The 26200-nt window shown below is 63.3% G+C and carries 12 protein-coding genes; 7 read left to right on the top strand and 5 right to left on the bottom strand.

Annotated features, from left to right (window positions below; all coding sequences use genetic code 11):
- Positions 1 to 18: 18 nt before the first annotated feature.
- From ACTJLB_RS02725 to ACTJLB_RS02705, 5 genes are all read right to left on the bottom strand, one after another.
- On the bottom strand, positions 19 to 1230 hold the full coding sequence (locus ACTJLB_RS02725) for an SIR2 family protein (RefSeq protein ID WP_440782393.1): 1212 nt from the start codon (positions 1228 to 1230) through the stop codon (positions 19 to 21).
- A 120-nt stretch (positions 1231 to 1350) separates the two neighbouring features.
- Positions 1351 to 2514 carry a hypothetical protein gene (locus tag ACTJLB_RS02720; RefSeq protein ID WP_440782392.1) on the bottom strand — a complete coding sequence of 388 codons (1164 nt, stop codon included), beginning with the start codon at positions 2512 to 2514 and terminating at the stop codon, positions 1351 to 1353.
- Between the two features lie 923 nt (positions 2515 to 3437).
- Positions 3438 to 5300: a DUF3987 domain-containing protein gene (locus ACTJLB_RS02715; RefSeq protein WP_440782391.1), complete on the bottom strand. Its 1863-nt coding sequence runs from the start codon at positions 5298 to 5300 to the stop codon at positions 3438 to 3440.
- A gap of 46 nt (positions 5301 to 5346) precedes the next feature.
- A complete protein-coding gene (locus tag ACTJLB_RS02710) occupies positions 5347 to 6510 on the bottom strand; it encodes a hypothetical protein (protein WP_440782390.1) in 1164 nt (387 codons plus the stop codon).
- A 50-nt stretch (positions 6511 to 6560) separates the two neighbouring features.
- Positions 6561 to 6785, bottom strand: a complete 225-nt coding sequence (locus ACTJLB_RS02705) for an AlpA family phage regulatory protein (RefSeq protein ID WP_440782389.1) — start codon at positions 6783 to 6785, stop codon at positions 6561 to 6563.
- Positions 6786 to 7042: 257 nt separating this feature from the next.
- Between ACTJLB_RS02705 and ACTJLB_RS02700 the strand changes: the two genes are divergently transcribed.
- The 7 genes from ACTJLB_RS02700 (at position 7043) to ACTJLB_RS02670 (ending at position 25648) form a co-directional block, all read left to right on the top strand.
- A complete protein-coding gene (locus ACTJLB_RS02700; RefSeq protein ID WP_440782388.1) occupies positions 7043 to 9205 on the top strand; it encodes a KAP family P-loop NTPase fold protein in 2163 nt (720 codons plus the stop codon).
- Between the two features lie 624 nt (positions 9206 to 9829).
- Positions 9830 to 10459, top strand: coding sequence for a cysteine hydrolase family protein (locus tag ACTJLB_RS02695; RefSeq protein ID WP_338943897.1), 630 nt, complete (start codon positions 9830 to 9832; stop codon positions 10457 to 10459).
- Between the two features lie 45 nt (positions 10460 to 10504).
- Positions 10505 to 11131, top strand: coding sequence for a cysteine hydrolase (locus tag ACTJLB_RS02690; RefSeq protein WP_440782387.1), 627 nt, complete (start codon positions 10505 to 10507; stop codon positions 11129 to 11131).
- 230 nt (positions 11132 to 11361) lie between these two features.
- Positions 11362 to 11874 (top strand): winged helix-turn-helix transcriptional regulator, encoded by a 513-nt coding sequence (locus ACTJLB_RS02685; protein WP_338943901.1) that lies wholly within the window; start codon positions 11362 to 11364, stop codon positions 11872 to 11874.
- Positions 11875 to 12660: 786 nt separating this feature from the next.
- The gene (locus ACTJLB_RS02680) at positions 12661 to 16482 is read left to right on the top strand and encodes a hypothetical protein (RefSeq protein WP_440782386.1); all 3822 of its coding nucleotides are present in this window, start codon (positions 12661 to 12663) and stop codon (positions 16480 to 16482) included.
- A gap of 15 nt (positions 16483 to 16497) precedes the next feature.
- Positions 16498 to 18201, top strand: a complete 1704-nt coding sequence (locus tag ACTJLB_RS02675) for a phospholipase D-like domain-containing protein (RefSeq protein ID WP_440782384.1) — start codon at positions 16498 to 16500, stop codon at positions 18199 to 18201.
- A 1-nt stretch (position 18202) separates the two neighbouring features.
- Positions 18203 to 25648, top strand: coding sequence for a hypothetical protein (locus ACTJLB_RS02670; protein ID WP_440782383.1), 7446 nt, complete (start codon positions 18203 to 18205; stop codon positions 25646 to 25648).
- Positions 25649 to 26200 lie beyond the last annotated feature (552 nt).

Raw genomic sequence — 26200 nt, 5'->3', positions numbered from 1 at the left:
ATCGCCCGAACGGTACGCTTATGCGCCGATCGCCTGCATCGCGTCACGCAGGGCTTGTGGCTCATTGAGGAACGACTGAAAGCCGTCGGCCCAGACAGCCGCTGTTTTATTGGCATCCACGGTCCAGCCGCTCAGCGCCTTCAGCGCACTGCCCGGCAAGTCGTAGAGCTTGATGCGCAGATCGTGGATCAGCGAAATCTCCCGATCTTGGTAATCAAAGTGGATGGCGCTATACAGGTCATCCACGTCCCCGTCCCAGTAGCCGACGTAGAGAATGGGCACTTGGGGTTTGGTACGACGCACGGCCTTGAGCCAAGTGTTCAGATGCAGATCCGCCAAACCACTGCCGAGCACAAAAATCACGTCCGCTTCCATCGCATCGCGGCTCAGGGCCGAGTAATAGAACGTGTACGGTGTGCGCTGAAGCCGACCCAGCTTGTCCAGTCCGGTAATGATGGCGCTGCGCGTAATCTGCGTGCCATCCATTCGGGCATCGCCGCTGCTGGTGGACATCGCATACTTGAGCGCGTCCTCGCGTGCTGGATACCAGGCAATGTCGCCGATCTCGTGCTGACCGCCGGAATGAGGAAACCCCATGTGGATCGAGCCGTGCACGTGAAAGAGGGCCGGCGTATTCCAATGAGACCAGAAGGCCGTCGCGTCAAAATCCGCGTGGTCGCCATGCGATTGCGTAAAGCCCGTGAAATATCGATCGTTTGTCGCCTGCCCGACGAAATCGTCGTAATTTGTCGAATAGACGCGCGGCAGGTACGCCATCTCCTCAAGCCCGGCAAAGAACCGTGCCAAGGGCTCAAGCGGCTTCTTGGGTGCTTGACAGACCGCCGACACTTCGCCGTAGATGCAGTCGATCATCGTCCTGGCAGCGGCACGCAACGCCAGCGGCTCGTACGATTGTGTCGCTTCCAGGAACGGCGCCATGACAGGTTTGAACTTAGCGACAGCGCCCGGCGTGACGTGCAGTGCATCCAGCTCGTGCAGCACGTGGTAAATCCGCTCGAAGTGCGCTTCGCCCGGATTGCCGTAGTAGGCGAGCAATTTGCCAGCGACATCCAGGTACGCGTCCGTGCCACCAATTCGCTGACAGTATTCGTCGTTGCGCACTGTCGCTTCAATGATCTTGCCGAAATCGGACGTCACTGGAATGCCGTACTCGACCGATGCCCCTGCGCCAACGACGACCAGTGCCCGGCGCTTGCTATGCTGCTCCATACGCTCCCCGTTACTCGATATGTGGAGCGCGATTATCACTTGCAAGGCCACACACCGACAGGCAACAGCACTCGCGGGAAGGGGCCGAGCTATATGTTGCAATAGGCGTGCGCCCAATGCCTAGCGCCCCGTCGTCAGCGTCCGTGCTCGTGCCGTCGGCTTCGCCCGCACCATCTGGTCATCGCCCGTGGCGAGATACCAGACGACGTAATTGACGAAGGTGGCGACCTGCATCGCATCGGAGCAGTCGAGGGCGTCAATCGCCCACTGCCCACGTGCCCGGATTGCTTCACGGTCGGGCCGCCCGTGGCAATCGTAGGTGAGTCCCTGCCCGCGTGTGACACGCCGCCAGCGTTCACCCAAGCCGACTTTGAGCGCCTCCAAGTGTGCCTGCGTCAAGCCTCTGGCATCCATCAGAAAGACGCAGTGGAAGTGATTAGCACGATGCCAGCCGCCTTGCTCCAGCTTGCAGACGTAGCCGACCATGCGTTCGAACAGATGTTTGTCGGCACCACGCTGGTTGTCGAAAAAACTGTCACGATCGGCCATCGCGCGTGCTGTATCGATGCGTGCGCGTGTCTCAGCTCTGCCATGTACCACCGACGCATCAAAAGGCACCTGTAGCCAGAAGCCCTCCTGGCTGACCGCCCAGCCCATGCGTTGCAGCGCATCGTCGCCATGGAACGCGTATTCGGCGTAGTTCAGATCGAGGCGGATGGGCACCAGCGCCGGATACAGGGCAGTGAGTGCCGTCAGATAGCGGCGGATCGTCGCCTCCTGATCGTCCAGGTTGGACCGCCAGCCGGAGAGCGACTTCTTCACACCCCGACGCACCGCTTCCATACGCAGCCCGTTCACAAAGTTGTTGTAGAGCTTGGCCACCCTCGCCTTGTCGTCCACGCGCGGCTCACCGTACCCGCACACCTGGGCAAACGGATGCTGGCTAAAGCAGTCAAAGAAGAGCTGATAGTCTGCGCGATACGCATAGCCCGGCCAATACAGGTCCATCCAGTCACCGCACTGCTGCACGAAGCCGGCGAGGCTCCGGTAGTCGGAGAGCACTTTGGGATTGCGTACCGCACGCTCCCGGCCCCACTCGTCACGGATGTCAAAGGGCACCTGATCGGTTTCCAGCACGCTGTCGAGAAAGCTCTCCAGCTGTTGCATCAGCGACCGGTGTTCTCCAATCTCCCAATACCTGACAGGACCAACCGATGCCTGATGGCCTTGCCATGCATCAGATCCGAATCCGTACTCCCCAAGGGTTCCCCATGCATTGCTCATTTTGAAATCTCCGTTATTGGACATTTCATTGATGGAGCTGATATTTTTTCACCAAGGAACAGGGAATCTTGTTTTCGCACATTATTGCATGTTCACTGCTGCGAGTTGATCCAGCCTACGCGCTCATGACTTACGCATGAGCGCTGTCTCTAGCAACACTTAAGCATTCGTTCTTTATGCGCAGAGATACCATTCCTTTACAGCCTCTTTGCATCCATTCTCTTATACCATCTTTTTTACCCATCAATATTCCTTTTCCATACTCCCAAATACTTAGAAATATGCCAGACTATCTTAATATAGAGAGATACCAAAAACCAACACAAGACAATCAGGTGATTCGACGTGATTTACACGCTATTCACGACACATGTTTTCACAGAACACACGCAAATCAAGGCTTTTAAACGTAAATCCAGATTACGGAATTATCCCGAATCAATCATTTATTCATTGCCCGCCAGTACGTTGATTGGGGCATTGAGTTATCCCTCGAATTCCATTGATTAATCTGGCCGATTACCTGCCCATTCTTGCGGTTGAGCTTGATGGTTAAACCTTACGTCCGGATGCGACTGTGGACCGTCGGTCACATCGTGAAAAAGCCCGCTAATCAGGTAGTCCGGCCGCCATGACTTCACGGCGCGCCCTCAAAAGCGCACCTAGATGGTGCAAACGCCATCAGTGAATGGATGTGGGTACCGCCGACTACGCGGCTACAACTGCTACGGTAGCAACTGTAGCGAACGTAGCAGGCAAGATTTACCTTCCCTTGTTAAGCAATCTAGCGGTTCGATGAGGGGTTAGAGGAATGTGAGGTAGGACGATCGAGCGGTGATGTGCAGCTGAGGATGGGACGATGGAATAAGAAAAGCGCGTCCGATCATCTCAGAACGCGCCGTTAATTTTGATAATGCTGGGATTCAACCCTGTCTTAATTGAATTGACATACTCACGGGACCCAAACCCGCTTCTTCTGCGCTTTCCAGAAAACGCTGCTTGATTGCGCGAATTTCTAGCGTATCAATTTCCATCACATTGGGCGGCACCTGTGGCACAAACTCGCCAGGCTCTTCTGCCACTAGCGGCGAAACATTATTATCAAAAACTGCCGGCGTGTAGTTCTGGGGAACATCGAACTGGGGTGGAATGGGCGTTCGTGTCATATCAAAGACTGAACGCGGCCCGGGTGCCGGGTAATTCTGCCCATTAAACTGCGCACCCGACCAACCCGGCGGCATGCACGACGGTGCAATATAGCCCGGATTCACGCCCTGCATTGCGCGTTGAGTTTGGAAGTTCGGTTGATGAAAATTGTTTGCCATATACGCCGGATAGAAAATAATACGCCCGCCTTTTTTACCGGGTCGCGTTGCAATCTCCCCTCGATACAGAAGCCGATTAATGGCGGCGCTCAGCAGTTGAGGATCGCTCCGGATCGGCGAGTAATTATTCAGATCACGCTCTGAATAGCGCCCACGCGTGAGCTTCGAGTATTTCCATGCATTCGCGTATGCATCCTGAAGCCATTCCAGCAGCTTTTGCGCGGCCTCGCTGTGCTGTTGCTGCTCCGACGGCGCGAAGCGCGTAAACATCCGCATGAACTCGTCCACATACCACTCGCACAGCACAATCGCGCGCGCCATCGCTTCCGGCGACACATCGCCCGGCTGCCCGTCGAAGTAGTGAAACAGTGCAGCCAGACGCGCGGCGTGCTCGCCGAGCTTCCGGAAAAACGACTTGACGTTGTCAGAGTCCGGGCCACAGATGAGATGGGTATTGACCGCCTCCGTGAACAGCTTCCAGTAGTAGCGGGCGCCTTCTGACAGTTGCAGGTTCTGGCGCTCCTGCGGCGCTGGAACGGGCTGAGTCAGGATGTCCGCGACACGCGCGTTGAACCGGTCGAGCTTCGGTTCCGGCGCATCTTCAACAGCGGTTTGCCGACCCGGACAGTCGAAGCTCACGGGAAAAGCCGGCAGAAAGCGCGCCAGCAGCCCCGTGCCGAACGCTTCTTCGCCACGATTCTTCATATACGCCAGGAAACGTTCCTGCTGGAGCACGACGGAGACGGTCAACCGTGGACTCGTAGGCCGGCGGTTGCCACTGACCAGCGCAACCGGTCTGTCCTCGCCGCTCCAGTAGCCACTCAGCAAGGCGGGCATGCTGAACGTCGGCCCGTTCATCACGGGCCCGGCTTCCGGCGACAGGATGCCGACGGCACTGTGGGCGACCAGCATGTCTCGCAGCCCCTGCGGCGACAAGTCAGCGAAGCGCAACTCACGCTGCGAAGGCGGCACCGGCTTGTTCTTTTCATGCAGGAGGCGCTGCTCCTGAATGACGCGTGAGGCCTCCGTACCCAGGCTCGCGTCAAGATATGCCTTTGACAGCCGACGCTCATCGTCACGCCAGATCTTCATTCTTGCCTGGAAGTCCGGCATGTTGTCCGCCGCCGCTTCCTTCAGCTTGAGTTCGAGCGCAGTGACGGCACGCAGAAAGCGCTGCTCGACCAGTGACTTACCGCCGCTGGAATTACTGACGGCCAGCAGGAAGAGCGCGCATGGTGCCGGAGGAAAGTTCGGGCACTGAACATTGACGAAGTGCTGACCGACCAGTGAAACGGTCGCCAGTGCGGCGTGAGCGGCGAGCTGTACCGACACGTTGAGACCCGTGCTCACCTCCAGCACCGCGTCGCCTATCAGCGACGGCAGCACACGCGCCGGGTAGACGCCTTGCGGGCCTGGTGGCTCGTAGCCGTATTGACCATTCGAGTATTCGACTATCGGCACGCCTTGCCCTCCCATTGAATGACAGTCTTCATGCTTGCACCTGGTCCTATGTCGTACCGAAACGGGCGAGATACAGCCGGTTCAGGTTGCCCGCCTTTGGCTGTCCGCAACGCAGAAACTTGCGGATTGCGTCCTGCGTGGGCTTCAGATGTCCGGTCACGACCGCGTCACGGATCTTCTCGAGCAACTGGTCGTCTTCAGAGACGACAGCGCTGCTCTCGCCATACGCTTCACTCACTGGGGCAACCGTCGACGCGACCGGCGGGCATTCGTTGGTCCGCCCCGGGCTATCGGAAGCCGGGATACCGTTAGTCGGCGCGACAGCTTCGGGCTCCGGCGCGAGCGCCGCCCGGTCGGACGCGACCGGTGCGCGACTCGCGACACGACCCGGTGCGACCGACACCATCAACCAGCCAATGATGGCTGCGCCTTCGAGCACGACCGCACATGCGAACGCCATCAGCAGATCAAGACCGCCTTCGGTCGTGCCAAGCCAGGGCGCAACCTGCGAGGCGACCGGGTCGGCACTTAGCATGGCGCGCATCGCTTCATTGCGATCGGCCTGGTCGTGCAGCCGGTCCTGTTCGGCTTCGCGACGCTTTGCCTCGTCCGCCTCAGTCCTGAGTGCGACCAGTTGGGCAGCGAGGCTCGTCTGACGCACTTTGAGGCTCGGGCAGTCCCCGATGCAGCGACGCGCGTCGGCACGCGCCAGATCGGCGCTCACCTGCGCGACGTCTCGCGCGATATCGGTGAGCGTGCGGCCAGGCGGGCGCACCGGGCTTGCTGGCGTGACGATGACCGGAGCCAATGCCGCCCGCTTCTCGCCCGCGTGCCGCTGCGACACCATGAAGCACGTGAGCTGGGCGTAGAGCACGACAACCAGTGCGATGCCCCAGAGTACGCAGGCACAGACGCGCGCAGGTACCCGCAGGCTGCGCCAGCCGACAGGCAGCAGGTGCACGTAGAGCACGGCCACTGCGCCGAGCGCGATGTTCATCGCGCGTTCGACGGGCAGGCCACCGCGCAGCCAGCCGGCGTAGGTCGCGATGCCGAGCGACACGGCCGTCGCCGCCGTTGCCCCCAGCACAGCGAGCACGCGAAGCGCACAGAGCCAGTGGATCATCTCGTGCACACGCAGCTTGAGACGGGAGCGTTGAGGAGCATGGCGGTATTCGCCCTCTTCGGAGATATAGCGCTTATCGGCGTTCATTTGGTTGGCCTCTGTTTGCGTAGGGTTCACTTCGGGATTTCTCACGCTGCCTATGCCGCGCCGACCAGCGGACGGCTCGTGAGCCACGCATCGAGGTCTGATTCGAGCCAGCCGATCGAGCCTGCGCCAAGACGGATCGGCTTCGGGAAGCTCGCGTCGAAATACTTGCTCGCGGGGTTGATCTTGTAATAGATGGAGCTGCGCGAGAGCCCCGTCTTTTCCGTAACCTTCTTGAGACGCAAGACTGCCGAGCGTTGAACTTGGGTGATAGTCATCGAAAGACTCCTTTGAGAATGTTTGGCTTCGATGACGCGAGTTTAGAAACGCTCGGACGCAGAAAAAACGCGGTTTGATTGCAAACAGGGTATGAGATGTGAACCGGCCCGAGCGTTGATGGACAAGGCTGCGCCGGGGATGATCCCAAACCGCAGCGGTCCTCGCGCCAGAGAGACGACTACGCGGCACGGCGCGGTCACCGGGGCAAGGCACTGCTAATATGGCCAGCTACCGCGTCCCGAACTCAGAGTCGCCAATGGCCGAACAGCCGCTTTACAACGACCACCCGATCGAAAAACCGGGCGAAGATCGCTTCGGTGTTGATCCTTTTGCCTGCGCCCTGGCCGCGAGTGTTCGCAAGATGCAGTCGCCCCAAGGAACGGTGATCGGTCTCAATGGACCGTGGGGTTCTGGCAAGAGCAGCGCGGTCAATCTATGCAAGCATCATCTGGCCGAAGCAGTGACAGCCCAGGAGCTTGTCATCATCGACTTTGCGTGCTGGTGGTTCAGAGGCGAAGATGCACTTGCACTCGCCTTCTTCCGGGAGCTGTACGCTGGCCTTGGTCCGAGTCTCGGCGACAAGGTCAGGAAAAAGCTTCCAAAGCTCGGAGCGCGACTGCTTCGTGCTGGCGCGCTCGTCGGGAAAGTCGCCGAAGCCGCAGGCGCAGTGATTGCCGGGGGCATCGCTGAGAAGGGCATGGAGTGGCTCGCAGGGCTCATCGAGCAAGACGAAAGTGTCGAGGCACTTCACGCCGAGCTGTCGAAGGCCTTGCGAGAACAGAAGAAGCGGTTTCTCATCGTCATCGACGACATCGACCGGCTTTCACCTGACGAGGCCTTGCTGATCTTCCGGCTGGTCAAGTCCGTCGGGCGTTTGCCGAACGTCATTTACCTGCTGGTTTATGACCGCCCGCTTGCCGAGAAGATCGTCAGCGACCGCTACCCTTCGGAAGGCCCTCACTACCTTGAAAAGATCGTGCAGGCTGCATTCGAGATACCCGATCCGTCGGCGCTCGATGTTCAGCAACATCTGCTGTCGCTGATCGAATCGATTTGCGGCGCCCCCGCAGAGGTGGACATGGTCCGCTTCATGAACATCTTCTACGAAAGTATCTCGCCGAAGATGCGAACTCCGCGCGATGTCATACGCTTTACCAATTCGCTGAGCGTGTCATGGCCGGCCGTAGCCGGCGAAGTGGATCGCGCCGATTTCCTCGCGCTGGAGATGCTTCGGCTGTTGCATCCCACGATATATCGCGTCATTCGGCAGAACAAGGAACAACTGAGCGGCAGTGGAACCGGTGAGGATCGCGAACGCAGATCGGCAGCGCAGCACTTCAACGAGCTGTTCTTCGGCCCTGCGTCACCGCCCGAGAACGACCCGGTGCGACGACTGCTGATGCGGCTTTTTCCGGCACTGGAGTCCGCCTGGGCAAATATGGGTTACGGTGAGGGGTTCGCAAGGCAGTGGGCAATGAGCCGCCGTGTGTGTTCCCCCGACCATTTCGACTCGTACTTCCGCTTCTCGATCGGCGACGACGTGCTCACGAGCACCGAGCTTGACGTGTTCCTGGCACGCGCCGATGACATGGGGTACGTGAAGACCACGTTTCGCCACGCCGTAACCGTGGCCCGGCGTTCGGGCGGCACCAAGGCGGCCGTATGGCTGGGCGAGTTGACAACGCATGCTGAGCGCGTCGACCGTGGCAAAGTTGAAGCGCTCCTGACGGCGTTATTCGAGATCGCCGACGAAATCAACGTCGAAGCTGATGCCGCAAAAGGTTTCGGCATGCGCAACAACGAACTGCGTCTGCACTGGCTGCTTCGAGCCTTAACGAAAGAGCGCACGTCGCTCGAAGAACGCTCCGCAATCCTCCGGCGGGCCTGCGATACGGCCTCGCTGGGTTGGCTTGCCGACTTCACACGTTCTGCGTGGACCGACTATCACCCAAGCGAAGACGCGCAACGAGAGCCCCCGGAGAATTGCCTGACCACTGAAGCAGACGCGGAGCATCTGCGCTCCCTCTTGCGTTCGCGAATCGAAGCGGCAGCAGCGGATGGCACCCTGCTCGCGCACCGAGATCTGTCCTTTCTCTTGCATTGGTGGCTAGACCTGACTACCGACGACGGTGCCGCCGTTCGAGCATGGACATCTGCAGCGTTCGCGAGCGATATGGGCGTCCGACAACTCGCCAGGGCGTTCACCTCGTACGGCTGGTCCCAGGGCATGGGCTTTGGAGGGATGGGCGACGTCGTCGCGAAGCGCGTGACAAGCGTCAGACCCACGAGCATGGCCAGATTGATGGACTTGGATGCGTTCCGGATGCGCGTCGAATCCGTTGCCGCCGCAGGCGCGAGTCCTGAAGTCCGGGAATTCCTGGAGGCCTGGCAGCGCGCCGATCAGGGCACGCGCGACTAGACTGCCTGCACGCCCAACAACGCTGAACGACTGTCTCAGAAACGACTGTTGTTCACGACGAGACGAGAGCAGTGCGATTCTCCAGAGCGGGCGTTCGATGCCATCCAGTTGAAAAGCAGTTCCCGCTCAACACCGAGATTGCCGGCGCAAGGTACCTTTGGGTGTATGAGTCCGGCCGTCATCGGATAGACAACGTCAGATCCGGCGAAGGCTGCTCCACCATGCAGGGGCGAAAGTCGGCACCCGACCCGTTTCTGCCACTGAGGCTCTCGCTGACGTTATGGCCGCTTTCAGTCCTACAACGGCCACAAGGGAGATTTTCCCTACGCACTGCCGCGCGCAAGCGCATGAAAACCCGGTCGGACCCTTGGGGCGCCTCCTACATTTCCTACCGGTCGGCGCGCTTGCGCCAGCATGCTTCGGAACGAAAGCCCAGTCGACTATTTTTTTTGTTACTTCAATTTTTGAAGTAACATGCGCCTTACGGATCTGCCGATGACTGGAACGTTGAAGGGCTCAACGTCCGGGAGATCACCCGTCTGATCGTGACACGGGAAAGGCCGCGGCTCCCAAAGAGCGTTCTTCATCGTCGAGCGCACCCTCAACCGCAAGAAGGAGCTTTTTATGGCAATCCGAACCTACCCGACCGATGTGTCCGCACTCGTTCTAGTCGATGTGCTGAACGATTTTCTTGCCGAGGACGGGAAGATCAACAGCCTGATTCGGGACCAGATCGAAAAAGTAGGCTTGATCGAAAATCTGGTACGTCTTTTAGCGGGAGCACGAGCCGCTTCTCTTCCGATCTTCTATGCGCCACATGGCCTGCACGAGCACAGTTTTGATGATGTGAAGTACGTCCCAATGCGAATGCAAGGGGCAATGCAGAATCACATCTTTTGGGAGGGCGAATATGGTTCCGACTTCTATGAACCGTTGCGTCCTCATGACGGCGACATCGTCGTCGGGCGCCATCGCACATTCAACGCGTTCATGGGAACGGACCTCGATGCACAACTGAAAAAGCGCGGCATAGAAAAAGTAATCCTGGCGGGTTTGACGTCGCATACCTGCGTCGAAGGGACGGGCCGACATGCGACCGAGGCTGGCTACCATCTTACGTTCCTGAAGGATGCCGTCGCGGAATTTACCCCCGAGGCGCACAACCTGGCGGTCGAGATTTCATATCCAACTTTTGGGCACGAGGTGCTCACCGTTGAGGAATTCCTCGCGTCAGTGCGCCAATCCGGTCAGTGAAAGCCCGCCGCCCCGTCGTTTCACATTCGCCCTAAAGGAGTTGCCATGTCCGCATCCAGTTACGAACACGACCAGACAGCATTGCTGATCGTAGATCCCTACAATGATTTCATGAGCGAGGGCGGAAAGCTTTTCAACGCAATCAAGGAGACGGCCGACGCGTCGCATATGTTCGACAATCTTCGGCTCATTATTCCGCGTGTGCGTTCGCTGGGAATCCAGGTGTTCATTGTTCCGCATCATCGTTCGTGCCCGGGCGACTTCGATCATTGGCAGCACATCAACATGTTCCAGAAGGCGGGATTGCCGACGAAGGCGTTTGAAGCGGGGAGTTGGGGTGGCGAGTTTCATCCCGAGTTCGGTCCGCAGGAAGGCGATGTCGTCGTCAAGGAACATTGGGCGCAAAGTGGCTTCGCCAACACCGACCTGGATCTTCAACTCAAGCAGCACGGCATCCGGAAAATCATCCTGGTCGGTCTCATTGCGAACAGCTGCATTGAGTCTACTGGTCGTTTCGGCATGGAACTGGGCTATCACGTGACACTTGTAAAGGACGCAACGGCGGCATTCAGCCATGAAGGAATGGTGGCTGCCGAGACGAACGGACCGATGTACGCTCACGCCATTCTGACGACCGAAGAACTGCTGTCGAGGTTGCGGCCGGCGCCGTGACCCGACGAGTCGAACCATTGCCGGCCATCCGTGAACCACGTCGGACCGGATCCGCGCCCGCTTCTGACCCACTTCTCACGGTCGGCACACCGGAACCCCAGATCGGACTGAGCCGCATAGCTTCATTATGAAGGGACATATAATGGAGCAAATGTAGCTTGAAACAGTCGTTGCCTTCGCCGTGACATGCGCGGGCAAGCAGATTCATGCGGTCGATCTAGGGGGCAGCAATGAGTTGGGACGAAGTATGCGACAGCGTTTGCCCAATCGCGCGATCGCTCGCCGTTGTGGGAGATCGTTGGACGCTGCTGATTCTTCGTGAGCTGGCGATGGGCACGCGCCGGTTCGACGAAATTCAGGCGCAAACCGGCATGTCATCCTTCCTCTTGTCAACCCGGCTGAAGCGTCTCGAGAAAGATGGTGTCGTTGAGCGACGGCCATACAGCGACCGCCCACCCCGGTTTGAGTACCATACAACGGAAAAGGGGAAGGACCTCGATGGGGTGCTGCTCCTGCTACGGGCCTGGGATATGAAATGGGGACGTGGTGCGGACGAAGAGCCCGCGGTCCATATGGTCCATAAGCGAACCGGGAAAGTGATCGACGCCGCGTGGCGTCCTCCTGCGACCGGAAAGCCTTTCTCCTTCGACGACGTCAATTCAACCGTCAGTTCAGCGTTCGCGGCTGAACGGGAAGCCAGACAGACGGCGTTTCTTGCGGCGAGGCGCGGTGACGATTCGTGACGGGCCTTTATCGCGGCTTAGCGATCGTTCTTCCAGGGCGCCGCGCGGACCTGCACGATGCGTTTGCTGACATCAAGGTCATCGATGGGCGAACGACAGAATGGACCTGTAGCCGATTATTGGGTTCTTGCGTGAAACGTCAGCGCGGCCCGCTGCCGCCATGCGGATCATTGCTGCCCTCGCGCTCGCTAACGAAGCGGAGCGGTCGCATCATGTCCACGCCACGGACTTGAGAATGGCGGTCATGCCGGTCTCGGAAGTCGGCGGGCGACCTGACCAGCGCCAGCCCGCCCATGCTGAAGTTCCGTAGACGACCCGATCCGGCCAATGGATGCCCCATCCCTGCAATGGTGGCTTCTAAACTTCAAACGGTCATCCGTAACCTCGTGGCGACCCTCTAGCGTACTAACGGACTGAACGATAAAACGACGAATGATCGACTAGGAAACAGATAATCGGATGGCGGTCAGCTTGACTTGATAAATACTTTCACCCTCGCGCGTCCGATTCAATGGTAGCCCCCACTTTAAGCCTGCTAGGAACGGCCATTGTTGGCGACTCCTGCCTACATTGCGCGGTCTCAGACTTCATCATGCGCCTCATCGTCAACCAAACTTGTCTGTGCGCCGTCCCACTGAAGAACGCGATTTTCATCGGTGAAATCACTATGAAAGGTTTCGTCACACATCTCCTAACCTAGCTTGACACGACCGTTCTTCGAGAAGGTTGCCGATGGGACCTGAGCGCGTAGCTATGATGAGTCTCGGCGTTGAGGATGGCACGCCCATGCTCCACGTACAGCCGCCGCTCGCGACGGGCATGCATTTGCGCTGGGCTTTCGAACGCGAGCTGGGTTTTCCTTGGTGGGGCTTCTATCTTTTCCGCCGGCCGTCATCGCGCGAGGGTGAACGGACCTGCCTTTCGCGTTTTCTGGGCGAGGCGCCGCGCGACGGAAACGCGACGGTGCTCACGCTTCCCGCGGGCACCCTTTCCAGCGATCTCCCCCTGCGCGCCACGGACGAATTCCCCGAGCCAGGGCTCTCCGAGATCGATCTCGGTGGTGGACGCGGACGGCTGCAGATGACGCTGCCGCAAGGGAAGGCGGCCACAGAGACGCAGGTCCGTATCGGCATCCGTCGGCAACGTGAGTGCGTTGATTTCCGTCCCGTCCTGCGGGCGCCAGCCGCCAATCCGCTACGCCTGCAGGGTCTCGTGCTGGAGATCGACTTTACGCCGCAGCACCCTTCGCTGATCTTTCCCGCGCTGCGCCTGGAAAATGGCGTCGTGCAGGGCGGCCTCCGCGTGACGCGAGCTGCGGTGGTGCATTTCGATGATCCCGTGACCGAGGCGCGGCTGCTGGTTGCGGCCGAGGCCGGAGGCGCCAAGGCCACCGCGTATGCCACCGACGGCGCGGTGGTGGCGTCGGCCGCGCTCGGGCGGCGCGATGTGGGCACGGTGGAACTGGTGCTCGCCAGCGACCGGCCGATCGTCCGCGTGGTGCTGGAGAGGGGCCGCGGCGCCATGGCCCTGCTCCAAGTCTGTCGCAGCGGCCAGAACGGGGAGGCCGTCAGCCTGAAGGTCGTGGCGCAGCGCGGACCAATGCCAGTGGCGAGCGCACTCGCGACGGGGAAGCGAGGCGAGGTCGTCGACGTTACGCTTGAGGCGGATCAGATCGATCGGGTCCAGTTCCTGCCCGCCGACGGCGCGCACCTGCCCGAAGCGGCGTTGGTCGACCTCTGCTACGTCGTGCCTGTCGCCGACCGGCGTTCTGGATGGCAGCCTCTGCCGGATTGCCCGCAGCCGCTGGCCCTGCCCGTTTTCCATCCGGACTATCCGGCTTCGGGCAAAGCGGCCATCGATCGCGACGCCAGTGAGAACGTCGCTCTGCCCCGGATCCACTATGGCAACCCAGCCGAAAGCGCAGGTCAGCCGTTCACCGATCTGCACGACTGCTTGGTTCGTCTGGTGCAGGGCGGCCCCGTCGGCCCCGGCATGGCCGATCCGTCGCGCGCGCAGGACCTAGCGGCGGACGCGCCGCCGCCAGGAAGTCCGGAGCCGCCCGAGCTCACTGCGATGCACCCGCTTGATCTCGTGCTGCTCGCCTCGCTTAATCCCGCGGCGGCGCAGATGCTGGGGCTTTACTTCATCGATCGCGCGCTGCATGCCGGGGAACGCTTCGATTATCTGGTGATCGGCGATTGGAGCGGCGTGGCGCATGGCGATGCACACGCGGCGCTCGGACAGTGGATCGCCGGCACGGCGGGCTATGAGGGCTACATCCTGCCGAACAAGCAGGTCGGGCCCGTCCCGCCGCTAGCACCGCCGGATGACCCTCGCGCCTATAGCCTGCCGGCGAGCGGGTCGTTTTCCGCGCTCGGCTCGCCGGACGCGCCGCCGGTGGTGGTCGGCCTCGTGGGCCTGCACTGGACGGTGCCGACCGATCCGTCCGGCCCGTTGCTGCCGCAGAGCCCGGTCATGTATCACCTCTGGCGCGAGGCGCTGGGCGACGCCGACGCGCCTGCCGCCGATCCGGCGCTGGGGGATTGGCTGACCGATCATGCGCCCATCTTGGTAGGCACGCCGATCCTCGACGCCTTCGCCACGCCGCAGCGGCCGGCCGACTGGCCCGATCTCGCCATGCACCGGATCGACGCGATCGCAGGCGAAGGCTGGTACGCCTATCGGGTCAGCGGGATGGACATCTTCGGGCGAATCAGCAGCCCGTCGCCGCGCACGCCTTGGCATCAGTGGGCGCCCCCGCCCGACCCGCTGCCCTGGTATTACCAGCAGCCGCCCGGCGACCGTGCGATCCATAGCGAGGCCATACGCATCCTCGACAAGACCCCGCCCCCACCCCCAGCAGGTGTGGAGGCGGCGGCGCTCGATCCGGCCGACCCTTATCTCGTGGCCGATGCATCCTATACGGCGTGGCGCACGGGCTTGCCGCGGGCGGTTCGCGACACGCTGGTGGGGCTGCGCGTGACTTGGCGCTGGACGGTCTCCCAGATCCGTCAGGCTCCCGACACGCGCGAGTTCCGCATCTATTTCAATCCGGGCGGCTCCGCACCGCTCCCCGATGCGGGTGCTGCTGCCAACTGGCAGCAGCGCGTCCATGTCGTAGCATATGAGCAGGTGACCAGCGTCGCACCCAACGGAGACCGGCTCTATCGCCTGTTCCTGCCCGTGCAGAACCCGCAGGTGTTCGCCGATGGGGTGCCGCTGGCGCCCAGCGTGGCCGATCCCATCAGCTATGCGCACGTGGGTGTCTCGGCGGCCGACGGCGCGCCGCACAGCCCGGACGACGTCAGGTGGGCCGCGAGCCCGTTCGGCAATCGCGCAGGCAATGAAGGGCGCTTTGGCGTGCCCGCAAAGATCTTCCGCGTTCTGCGCCAGGCACCTCGGCCGCCGGTGCCGCCGGCCGATGCGGAGAAGGTGTTCGCCACCGCGGCCGACTATCACGGCCAATCCTTCTACACGTACCGATGGGTGCCACAGCCACATCTGAAGGCGCATGTCCTGCGGGCGATGGACAATTCCCTGTTCGCAGCCGACCGCCGGCATCGCCCGCGCCCCCCGCTTGCCCCTGACACGGCCGGCATCTTCCCCGACCAGACGGTGGAACCCCGCTGGGACGCGACAAAGCGCGGCCAAGTCGCGGACGAGCTCAACGCGCTGAACGGCTTGGGCGACCGTGCTGCGGCGACGGCCTATCGCGCGCTCTCCAACGACGCGTTGCGAGTGCTGGCGGGCCTGCCCGGCAATGAGGAGGCCTTCGTCCAAGTGACGGTGCAGCCGCTCGACCCGGGCGATCCGGCGACCGCCAATCACGTCGGGCCCGATAACCCACCGGATTTTCCGATCGATCCTGCGTTGCGCCGCTACCTCGACACTCTGGATGGTCGCGGCACCAACCGCTATTTCTATCGCGCCGTCTATGTCGATGGGGCGCACAACAGATCCGCGCCCTCGCTCTCTGGGCCGCCGATCTGGCTGCCCAACGTCGTGCCACCCCGTGCGCCAGTGCTAACCAGAGCCGTGGGTGGCGAGCGGCGGATCGAGCTGGCTTGGGCCTCCAACCGAGAACAGGACCTCGCCGCCTATCGCGTCTACGGCACCGACGATCCGGCCGCGTCGCGTGACCATCGCGCTATGAGGCTGCTCGCGACGATTGCTGTCGGCGCGGGCGATCCGTCGGCGCGCCCGGCTAGCCTGAACTGGGCGCACGAGGACCTGCCGGGGCTCGTCAACCGCTGGTATGCGATTACGGCCGTCGACGTCGCGGACAATGAGAGTGCGGACTCACGAATCGCCTGCGCCCGCGCGTTCGACGAGGCATTGCCTGTCGTCCCGCCGCTCACCGCCGCCTGGACCGCGGCAGTCCCGCCCGCCCAAGCGCAGGTGAGCTGGTCCGCGATCGACGAGGCGCGGCTGGAACGGCGCGTGGCGGGCAGCCTGCAATGGGATCCGGTGGGCGACTGGCGACCGCCGGGCGCGTACGACGAGGCGATCGCGCTCGATCCATCGCTGTCGTGGCGGCTGCGGCTCAGGGTCAGGAAATATACTGGTGCGCTGGTCGTCGGGCCGACGGTGCCGCTCAACCATCTTTAGCGGGAAGCAAGGACCATGCCTGGTATCGACGCGCTGAGAGCCAAGTATTTCGCCGCACCCGCCGACCTAGCGCCAAATGACGCAGGCTTTCCCTTCGAATCCTCGGGCAATATTGTGAAGACCTTGCCCGACGGCGGCGCCTATTTCGGCGCGCTGCGCACGGAGGTGGATGCGCTGAAGGCCCCCGGCGGCTCGGGCAAGTTCTTCTATTTCAGCAACTGGCTGCTGACCCTATTGGATGGTCAGGGCGGGGAGGTCAAGGCCGGGAGCGGCTTCACCAGCTGGAACACAGCGCTCGTCAAGCCATCCTTCGCCTTCAGGCTCGACGACGGCAGCGGCGCGGTCTTCCCGCCCTTCATCGACGAACTGGCGGAGATGGCCGCGAACGGGACGGACGTGCGTGCGCTCGTCTGGGTCTCACCGCTGCTCCTCTCCTATCAGGATGCGGCCGACCGACAGGCCGACATCTACTCCAACAATGCGCAGGGTGCGCTCAGCATCGACGCGCTGCGCCAGAAGCCGGGCCTCGCCAACAAGGCCTGCCTCAACACTCTGGCCCATCCGCTGGGCGCGATCCACGCCAAGATGGTGGTGTGCGGCGATGCGAACGGCGGCCGCGCCTATGTCTCGGGCCTCGACTTCGACCTCAGCCGCGTTGATATCGACACCCATCCTCATGCGGCTACGGGCGGGTGGCACGATGCCGGCATCCGCATCGATGGCCCCGGCGCGATGGGAGCCTACGGCGCCTATCGCACGATCTGGAACGAGCTCATCTCCTGCAAGCAGGAGACGTTCCGCATCGGCGGCAAGCGTATCGATAATTACGTGGAGGGCACGCCCGCTATCCCGAACTCGCCGCCCTTTGCGGCACCCGGCGGCGGCACGGCCTCGGTCCAGATACTGCGTACCGTGCCGCAGATGAACTTCGCCTTCGGCAGCACCGACCGAGTGCCTGTGGGCTGCTTCAAGCGCCTCGTTTCCGGCTTTCGCCGAGATCCCTGGAAGGCCGCGCCCAACGGTATCTTCGCCTTCAAGGCCTCGCTCGAGAAGGCGATCGGCAACGCCGAAAACTATATCTACGTTGAGGACCAAGGCTTCTGGGGCGCGCCCATCATGGAATGGCTGCGCGACCGGCTGGCGGCACGGCCCCATCTCAAGCTCATCATGGTGCAGCGCGCCGATCCGGCCGACGGGCCGGGCGCGGTCCACTATCTAACCAACGCCATCAACCACCATCTGGGCAGCGCCGGTGTCAACATGGACGGGCAGGTGGCCTTCTACGCGCGCGTCGACAATGTGGTGATGCACAGCAAGTCGTGGATCATCGACGACGAATTTCTGATCGTCGGGTCCGCCAACGCCTTCCGTCGCTCGCTCTACATGGACGGCGAGGTGTCGGTCGGCGTGATCGACGACAATCCGGGGCCGTCCAACGCCGCCGTCACCTATCGCCGGCAGCTGTGGGGCGAATATTGCGGCCTGCATGCGGTTGCGGACCGCGCCGTGCTCAATGACATCGACGCTGCGCTCAAGATCTGGGACCTGAACTGGGGCGGCGCAGGCGCGGCGCCCGCCGCGCTCCAGTCCGTGTTCAAGCGCCGCCGCGTGCCCTTCGAGATCGGCGCCGATCCCGACCAGTGGCCCGCGCTCGACCTCTCGCCCCTGCCGGACGTCCTGTACGACCAGGTCGACGGCGATTCGCGTCTGGAATATTGACGTGACCGAGCAGATCTTCATCCCCGTCCAGCAATATCTGGAGAGCCTCTGGCCGGCATCGATCGTCGAGCTGCCGAAAGTCGAGGCTTTCGAGCATGTCTGGATGGAGCCGCTGAACGTCCAGACAAATCCTGACATCACCGTCGCCACAGGACTGCTGTTCGAGACGAGCGTCGAGCTCGGCGTGCCCGGTCTCGACGCGGTGAAGCTCGTGATCGCGCCATCGGGCACTGCCACGAGCTTCATGCTGAAGTTCCAATCCGCGCCCATGCCGTCCATTTCCCTCGTGTCGGTGCCGGTTGCGCTCCGGCTGCACGGGGACCTGCTGCGCGCCGCGCGGAAGGGCGCACCGGATTCAAACGGGGTCGAGGTGTGGGAGGTCGATCCGACCAGGCCGTTCGTCGACATCCAGCTCGCCGACGTCACGTTGACGTTCGATTTCGACGGCAACATCAGCGTGCAGGCCGGCTTTTCGATCGACCTACCGCCGGTGATGATCGGCGACAGCGGCATCGCCATCGAGGCGCAGGACATCGGCATCTTCCTCGACAGCACGGCTCCGCCCCCCGGCAAGCCCGCCGGATGGAAGGGCGTCCATATCGCACATGGGGCCGTGCACCTGCCGGCCGGCCTCTCCGGCAGCGTGGGCACGCTCTCCATGGACGATGCTTTCATCGGCAACGGCGGCTTCTCCGGCAGCGTGGCGGTGGATTTCGCGCCGGCGCTGTCCACCTCCCTGTTCGGAATGGACGTGACCCTGGTACACGCCGGACTCGCCTTCACCCAGAATGCCCTCACGGGATCGGACATCCGCGGCACGCTAGCCCTGCCCTTCTTCGATGCGCCCGTGGATATCTCAATCGCGCTGGGGCTGGACGGCAGCTTCGCGGTGGCGCTGGGCGGCGGCAACGGGCTGGTGACGCTCACGAAACCAGGCATCATAGAGCTTTCGGTCGACAGCCTTGGCTTCGCGGTCGACAAGGGGCGTTTCGTGGTGCGCCTGAGCGGCGGGGTGCGTCCGCTGCTCGGCGGGCTCGACTGGCCGCAGGTGGAGGTGCGAGAGTTGTCGATCGACAGTGACGGCCATGTCCACATCGACGGCGGCTGGCTCGACCTGCGGGACGGCTATCATCTCAACCTCGCGGGCTTCGGCTTCGAGATCACGCGGCTGGGCTTCGGCAGCACGGACGACGGCGCCCGCTGGTTGGGCTTCAGCGGCGCCCTTAAGCTCGTCGACGGCATGAGCGCGGGGGCGAGCGTTGAAGGTCTCCGCGTCTCCTGGTACGACGACGGCCGGCCTCCCGCGCTCACGCTCAACGGCGTGGGCGTGGAGTTCGTGGTGCCAGACGTACTGCGCTTCCAAGGAGAGGTCTCGATGCGGGACCTACCGGGCGGAGTGCGGCGCTTCGACGGCGCGATCAAGCTACAGCTCACCACGTTGGACATGGAGATCGATGGGCAGTTGGTGGTCGGAACCGCCGGCGGCCGCAGCTTCTTCGCCATCTATCTGGGCGCGGAACTGCCGGTCGGCATCCCTCTCTGGACTACGGGCCTCGGCCTCTACGGAATCGCCGGCCTCTTCGCGCTCGAGATGGAGCCGGACAAGGCGCCGGACGAGCCTTGGTATGGCGTCGCCCCGGGCGAGGGATGGTACAAGAAACCGCAGGTGGGCGTCACCGATCTCGTCAAGTGGCGCAACCAAGCCGGCAGTCTGGGCCTGGGTGCCGGAGTCACCCTCGGCACGCTGCCCGACAACGGCTTCACCTTCGCGGGCCGAATGCTGCTGGCGATTGTCTTCCCTGGACCGATCCTAATGATCGAGGGAAAGGCCAACCTGCTCAAGGAACGCTCCGCGCTCTCGGACGACCCTCTGTTCCGCGCCCTGGCAGTGATCGACGGACGCGAAGGCACATTCCTGGTCGGCCTGGATATCGACTACAAGTTCGCCGACGCCGCCGAGCTGATCGAGATTAGCGGCGGCATGGAGGCCTTTTTCAGCTTCCATGATCCTATGGCTTGGCACCTGTACCTTGGCGAGCGCGACCCACGCGAGCGCCGTATCCGGGCCGAGATCTTCAAGCTGTTTGAATCCAACGCCTACCTGATGCTGGACGCGCACCAGCTTGGAACGGGCGCCTTCGTGGGCTATGACGGCCACTGGACGTTTGGTCCGGTACGCGCCTCGCTGGAGGCGTGGATCGAAGGCAACGCCGGCCTCCCCTTCAAGCCGCCGCATTTCCACGGGGACCTGTGGTTGCACGGCCGGGCCGAATTGCGCGTGTTTGGCTTTGGCTTTGACATCAGCGCGGACGCGCGTGCCGCGTCCGAGGTGTTCGATCCTTTCCTCATCAAGATGGATGTGTCAGCACATCTCGGCCTGCCGTGGCCGCTACCCGATTTCGACGTGAGCATTACGCTCCAGTGGGGGCCCGAGCCGGTTAGGCCGCCGCTGCCAATGCCACTCAAGGACGTGGCGATCGGGCACAACAAGGTCACGACGACATGGCCGCTGCCACGCACCGTCGCGCCGGCCCTGCTGGCTCCCAACTACGATCCGGACAACGACGGCTTCCTGGGCGATCCCGACCAATCGCCTGCCACGGTCGCCGCCGCCCCCCCGCCACCAAACGCGCCGGTGATCCCGCTCGATGCGCGTCCACAGATCAGCTTCGGCCGCAACGTCAACGACGACGCGCTAGTCGGCATCAATCCTCAGCCTGTCTTCCCGGACGCGCACCCCGACCCGGGCTGGGAGTGGATCGGCGATCCTGCCCGCAACGAGGGCCCCGTGCGCATCCGCACTGCGATCCGCGAAGTGGTGCTCGACCGCTGGCAACCCGTCTCCGCCACTTGGGCCGCCGTCGCCCGGAGGGGGCCGGGCAACAACGAGCCGGGCGTGCAGCTGCTCTATGGCGCGTGGGCGCCGATGCCCCAATTGCCTGGCGGCGCTCCCGGCGCCGCGGCTCCGGCAGCCCAAACCAAGCTTTCGCTCTGGTCACGCTCCGCGTTTGACTATCTGCGCCACAGCAGCGCCGAATGGTCCGACTGGTGGACGGCCACCATGGCCGACTACCCCTGCGTGCCGATCCCACCGGACGAGGAGGTCTGCTGCTACCTCAGGGATTTGGCACCTGGATCATATCCCCGGTCACCCTGGCGCTGCCCCGGCCATCCGGAGTTTGCGCTGGGCTGGCCCTACCCCGTCCGGCCGACCGCTCAGGCCAGCGCCGATGACACGATGCTCTGCTTCCCGGAGGACAGCGAGGCCGAGCTTCGTCTCGGGCGGAGCGTGAAGCGCGTTCGCCTGTTCATTGCGACTCAGAGCCGCGGCGACGGCCGACGGCAATGCCTAGACTTCGGCGGCACGCCGCAGCGCACGGCGCCCAACCCCTATGTAGTGGACGGCCTGACCATCACCGTTCGCGATTTTAACGGTGCCACCCCGCCCAACGTCCAGCTGATCCAGACAGGAACCGGCCAGATCGGGCTGGACCTGCGCTACGCCGCCGACGTCGTTCTGCCAGCTACTGCTGATGCCGTCTCCTTGACCATCCGCGTCGGTGGCGGACGGGTGGAGATAACCGCGCTTCGCGACGATGGCGTGACCGTCGACCGAATCGCGTCCGCAGCGACCGGCCAGCAGACGCTGATGCTGTCCGGCGACCGGATCGCCCGAATCGCGATCAGAGCACCGTCTGGCGAGTCGCTGCTCTTTGAGATCTGCGCGATGCGACGGAGTAGCGGGCTGCAGATAGTCGGCATCGATCATGAGGGGCGCGAGTCTGGCTCTGCAACGCTCCAAGGCGGCGTTGCAGAGCTCGACGGGCGCGATCTCGCCTCGGTCCGCATCCGCGGCGAGGGGCTGCCCTTCTGCATCTCCGGCTTCTGCGTGGTGGTCGGCCTGAGCAAGGACGAGCAGCTGCGGCGCGAACAGATGAGCCAGCATCTCCTAGAAGAGACCGCGCACTGGCAGGCCGCCGGCGACGTGCTCCTGCCCTATACACAATATCGGCTGCGTATCGTCACCACTCTGGAGACGCGTGGATTCGCCTACGATCCCACCTTCAACACCACGCGCGAGCACACCGAGTTCAGCTACTTCCGCACGTCCGGACCGCCGGGACTGGCCGCGCTCAGCCAGCCGATCGCGTCGCAGGCGCCCGCGGAAGCCGCTGCCGCCCTTGCCGACCTTACCCTCTATGTCCGGCAGACCACGCCGCCCACCGTGCCCGGCGCGGGGCAGAAGCCGGCTCTGCCCCGGCCCGTCTATCGTGCCTACGATGTCGGAGTGGATTTCAACGAGGATTATGTCGATCTGCTCTACCGGCTGAGCGGGCGGGACCTCAACATCTACCTTTTCGACAGCAACAACCGGCCCGCGCGCGATATCTTCGGCAAGCTGCTGGTCGCACCTACTAGCTGGAGCCGGGCCGAGACGCTGGCCCTGAGCCGGACCGACACGAGTTGGGTCGATCTCGTGAACGCCAGCACCTGCGCCAAGATCGAAGGGAACAAGATCGTCAAGCCGCGCAAGCTGCGGCTGGAAGGGCAGGTGCTGCTGGCGGACACTCGCTACGAGGCGCGACTGATCCCGCTGCTGCTGCACGAGACCTTCGCCGACATGGGCCTCGGCCAGAGCGCGATCGGCACGGGCGCGCCGCTGCCCGGGCCCGGCGGCGGCTGGGTAGTGGCCGACGCCGGCGCTAGCGACGCGCCATCGCACTGGACGATCGTCCAGGATGGCATGCCACCGACGCGTTACGTTGAGCAGCAGTCAAACATCTGGGGCGGCCCGGACATCGCGACCAACCCGACCAATCCGGGTACCATCCTGCTCCGGGCGTCCGATCCGGCGCTACCGCCCGACCATCCCGACCAGCCGGCCAACTGGACCGACTACCGCATCACGGCGGTTCTCCGTCCCGTCGACAATGACGCGATCGGCCTCGCCTTCCGCTACCGCGACGCGGACGAGCACTATCTCTTCGCCATGGATCGCGAGCGATCGTACCGCCGGATCGTCCGGGTGGCGGGCGGCACCTACACGATCGTCGCGGCAGAAGGTACAGGCTACCCGTCCGATGCGGACCTGACGATCACGATCGAGGTGGTCGGCGCCCGCATCCGCGTCTACGAGGACGGCGGCCTGCTGTTCGACGTCGCCGATGGTGCGCACCCGACCGGCGGTATTGGCCTCTATTGCTGGGCAATGCAGGGCGCCCGCTTCGCCGATGTGCGGGTGGACGACCTGCGCGCCGCGGCTCCGGTCGTCTACCACTTCTCCTTCACCACCTCGCGCTTCGCCGACTTCTTCCACCAGATTGGCAGCGGCTCAGGGCGGACGTGGCGCGCGACGCTGGCCGACGATGCCGGGCTCGCCGCGGGCGTCGCCGCCGCCTTGCCCTGCGCGGGCCTACCGGCGGCCATCGCCGATAGCGAGTGGCGCGCCTACGCCACCCTGGCCGAGAAGATCGTCGGGCCCGCAGCCCGCCAGGACACAGATCGAATGGAGGCGACCGCCGGCATGCTGGCGGGCGGCGTCCCCGCGGTGTTGCTCCGCACAGCCGAGCCGATCGACTGGGCGCGCACGACGCTGGCCGTGCACCGCGCGGCCGGGGCCGGGCCGGCCTTCGCCGAGCCGGCCGACGCCGTGCCCGCGACCGCGCCCATCCGCATCGCCGACTGGTCGCCCGCGCCGGCCGGCCCGCCCACACCTGCGGGAGAATCGGTCACCCTGCTGCTGGACGAGGATGCAGATCCGGACGGCTGGCGCGTCCAATACCGCACCCTCGCCAGCGCCGATGCACCGGACCTGCCGGACGGCCAGTTGCTGTTCGAGGATCCTTTCCTGGGCATCGTCGAGTCGGCGGAACATGCGGAAGCACAGCTCTTCGATCCGCCGCTCACAAGCCTCGCCGGCTTTTCGGTCAAGAACCCGCCGGCCAGCCCAATCAACGTTCCGTCGCAATGGTCGGCGGCGGGCGGGATCGTAAAGCAGGTGCGGCTCACCGGGACGCCCGCGGCACTGGGCGGCGCGCCCTTCGCCATGCTGGGCACTCACCTCGTCTCGAACACCGCCTTCCACGATGCGCGCATCGAGGCCGTGCTCCGCAGCGCGCCAACCAGCGGCGCCTTCGGCATGGTCTTCCGCTATGTCGACGAACTCAATTACTACCGCTTCTCGCTCTCCACCACGACCGGCCGCCGGCTGATCCGGCGCAAGGGTGGCGTGATCACGTCGCTTTGGAACGACAATGGCGCGGTCACTGCCGGCGCCGATCATGCGCTGGTGATCGACACCGTCGGCGGCGCGATCCGGGTAACGCTCGACGGCCTCGCCATCTGCGCGGTCCGGGACACGGCGATCGGTGGCGGCCAGGTCGGCTTCTACACCTGGCGCTGCAACGGCGCCTCGTTCCGCGCCTTGGACGTGCATCAACTGAACCAAGTAGTAGGAGGCTGGACGATCGTCGAGTTCGGCAATCTCGCGGTCGGCTCACTCTGGCGGTCGGAAGGCGCGGCGCTGAAGCAGGTGGCGCCGATCGCGCCCACGCCCGTCATCGATCCCACCGTGATGGGCAGCTACGCCGTTGCCGGGGACGGTGCCTGGACGGACGTGCGCGTCAAGCTGCGCATTGTTGCGGACCCTGCCGATGCGTCGGGCGTGGCGCTCCGGTGGCAGGGTCCGGACGACCATGTGCTGCTGCTGCTGGACAGCCGTAGTGGTCACGCCAAGCTGCTGCGCCGATCGGGCGGCATGCTCGCGATCCTCGGCGACAGGGCGGTGCCGTTGGTCGCAGGACAACGGTCCGACGTGGTGCTGGAGGCGATTGGAACGCGCTTGCGCGCCTGGCTCGACGGGGCGCCGCTGTTCGACGTCCATGACGCAAGCCTCGCCTCCGGATCGGTGGCGCTCTTCGCTGCCGCGACCGGCGGCGCGGGCTTCGCGCGGCTGCGGGTGGAGAGCGCACGGCCGGACTGGCTTCCCTATGCGACCCTGACGGGGGTCGGCCTGCGAGCCGCCGGTCGCCGCTTGCGCCTGTTCGCGGGACGGGAGGCAGATGTAACGGCGCCGTCCGTAACCGGTGAGGTGTGTTCCTATCAGAACTTCCTAGCCGGCGACACCGCGGGCATCCGCCTTCCAGCCGAAGGCGTGGACCTGCGCCTGCTTGATCCTTCGGGTGCCATCGCGCATGCACGACGGTTCGCACCCGACGAGGCGTTCGTTCCCGCGAGCGTTTCAACGCTGCGCGCTGCGGATGGAACCGGCCTGATCATGATGGAGAGCGATGCCGCCGCACCTGGCGGCACACAGCTCAGCCCCGGAATCTATCGTCTAACCTGGCTGTATCGCCGAGACAACAGCATTGCCGTTCCCGGTAGCGGCATCCTCAGCGAGCATGGCGACACGGGGTCGGAAACGGCCACACTCGACGTCTATGTGTAATTGTTTGATTTTTTTTGCAGAGCGTCATACGAGTGGTGCCATTGCGCACCTGCCGCATAGCCTCCGTTCAGCGCGAACACGAAAAATTTAAGAATCCCACCGCGGTGACGAAAATCCGGAGTCTACATTTCGCCGCGACGGATGTCGCGACCTCGCCGCCCGGGGCTCGTGTAGAGCACTGCGAGCAGCGGGCTCAGCAGCAGGATCCACATCGGATGGAGCGCCTAGAATTGCGCGGCGCTTCACGTGAACAGCTCGACGCACGCGACCGTGAGTGACGGATCGACATTGTACGGCGCGACAGCGGGAGCGACATCGACATCAGCTGATAAAGTGCAAAGAACGGGAGGGCTTGCAGCGTCAGAATGAGCGCAGCCACGAGGCCTGCGCGCTCGCTCTCGTCACAGCGCGATCGCAAGAATTCCTGCCGCCGACGTCAACACGCACAGGCACGACAATCTGCGCAGACCGCGCACGTGCGGGAAAAACTCGGTGCTTGGGCACACCGAGTCTTAGATCGTGCGGAATGAAAGCGAACAGTTTTGCGATGAC

Origin of the sequence: Paraburkholderia sp. 22098, assembly GCF_052045935.1 — a bacterium.
In the GTDB taxonomy this organism is placed as follows: Bacteria; Pseudomonadota; Gammaproteobacteria; order Burkholderiales; family Burkholderiaceae; genus Paraburkholderia; species Paraburkholderia caledonica.
Note: the sequence above shows the minus strand (reverse complement) of the source record. Positions and strands in the feature narration are given on the sequence as shown.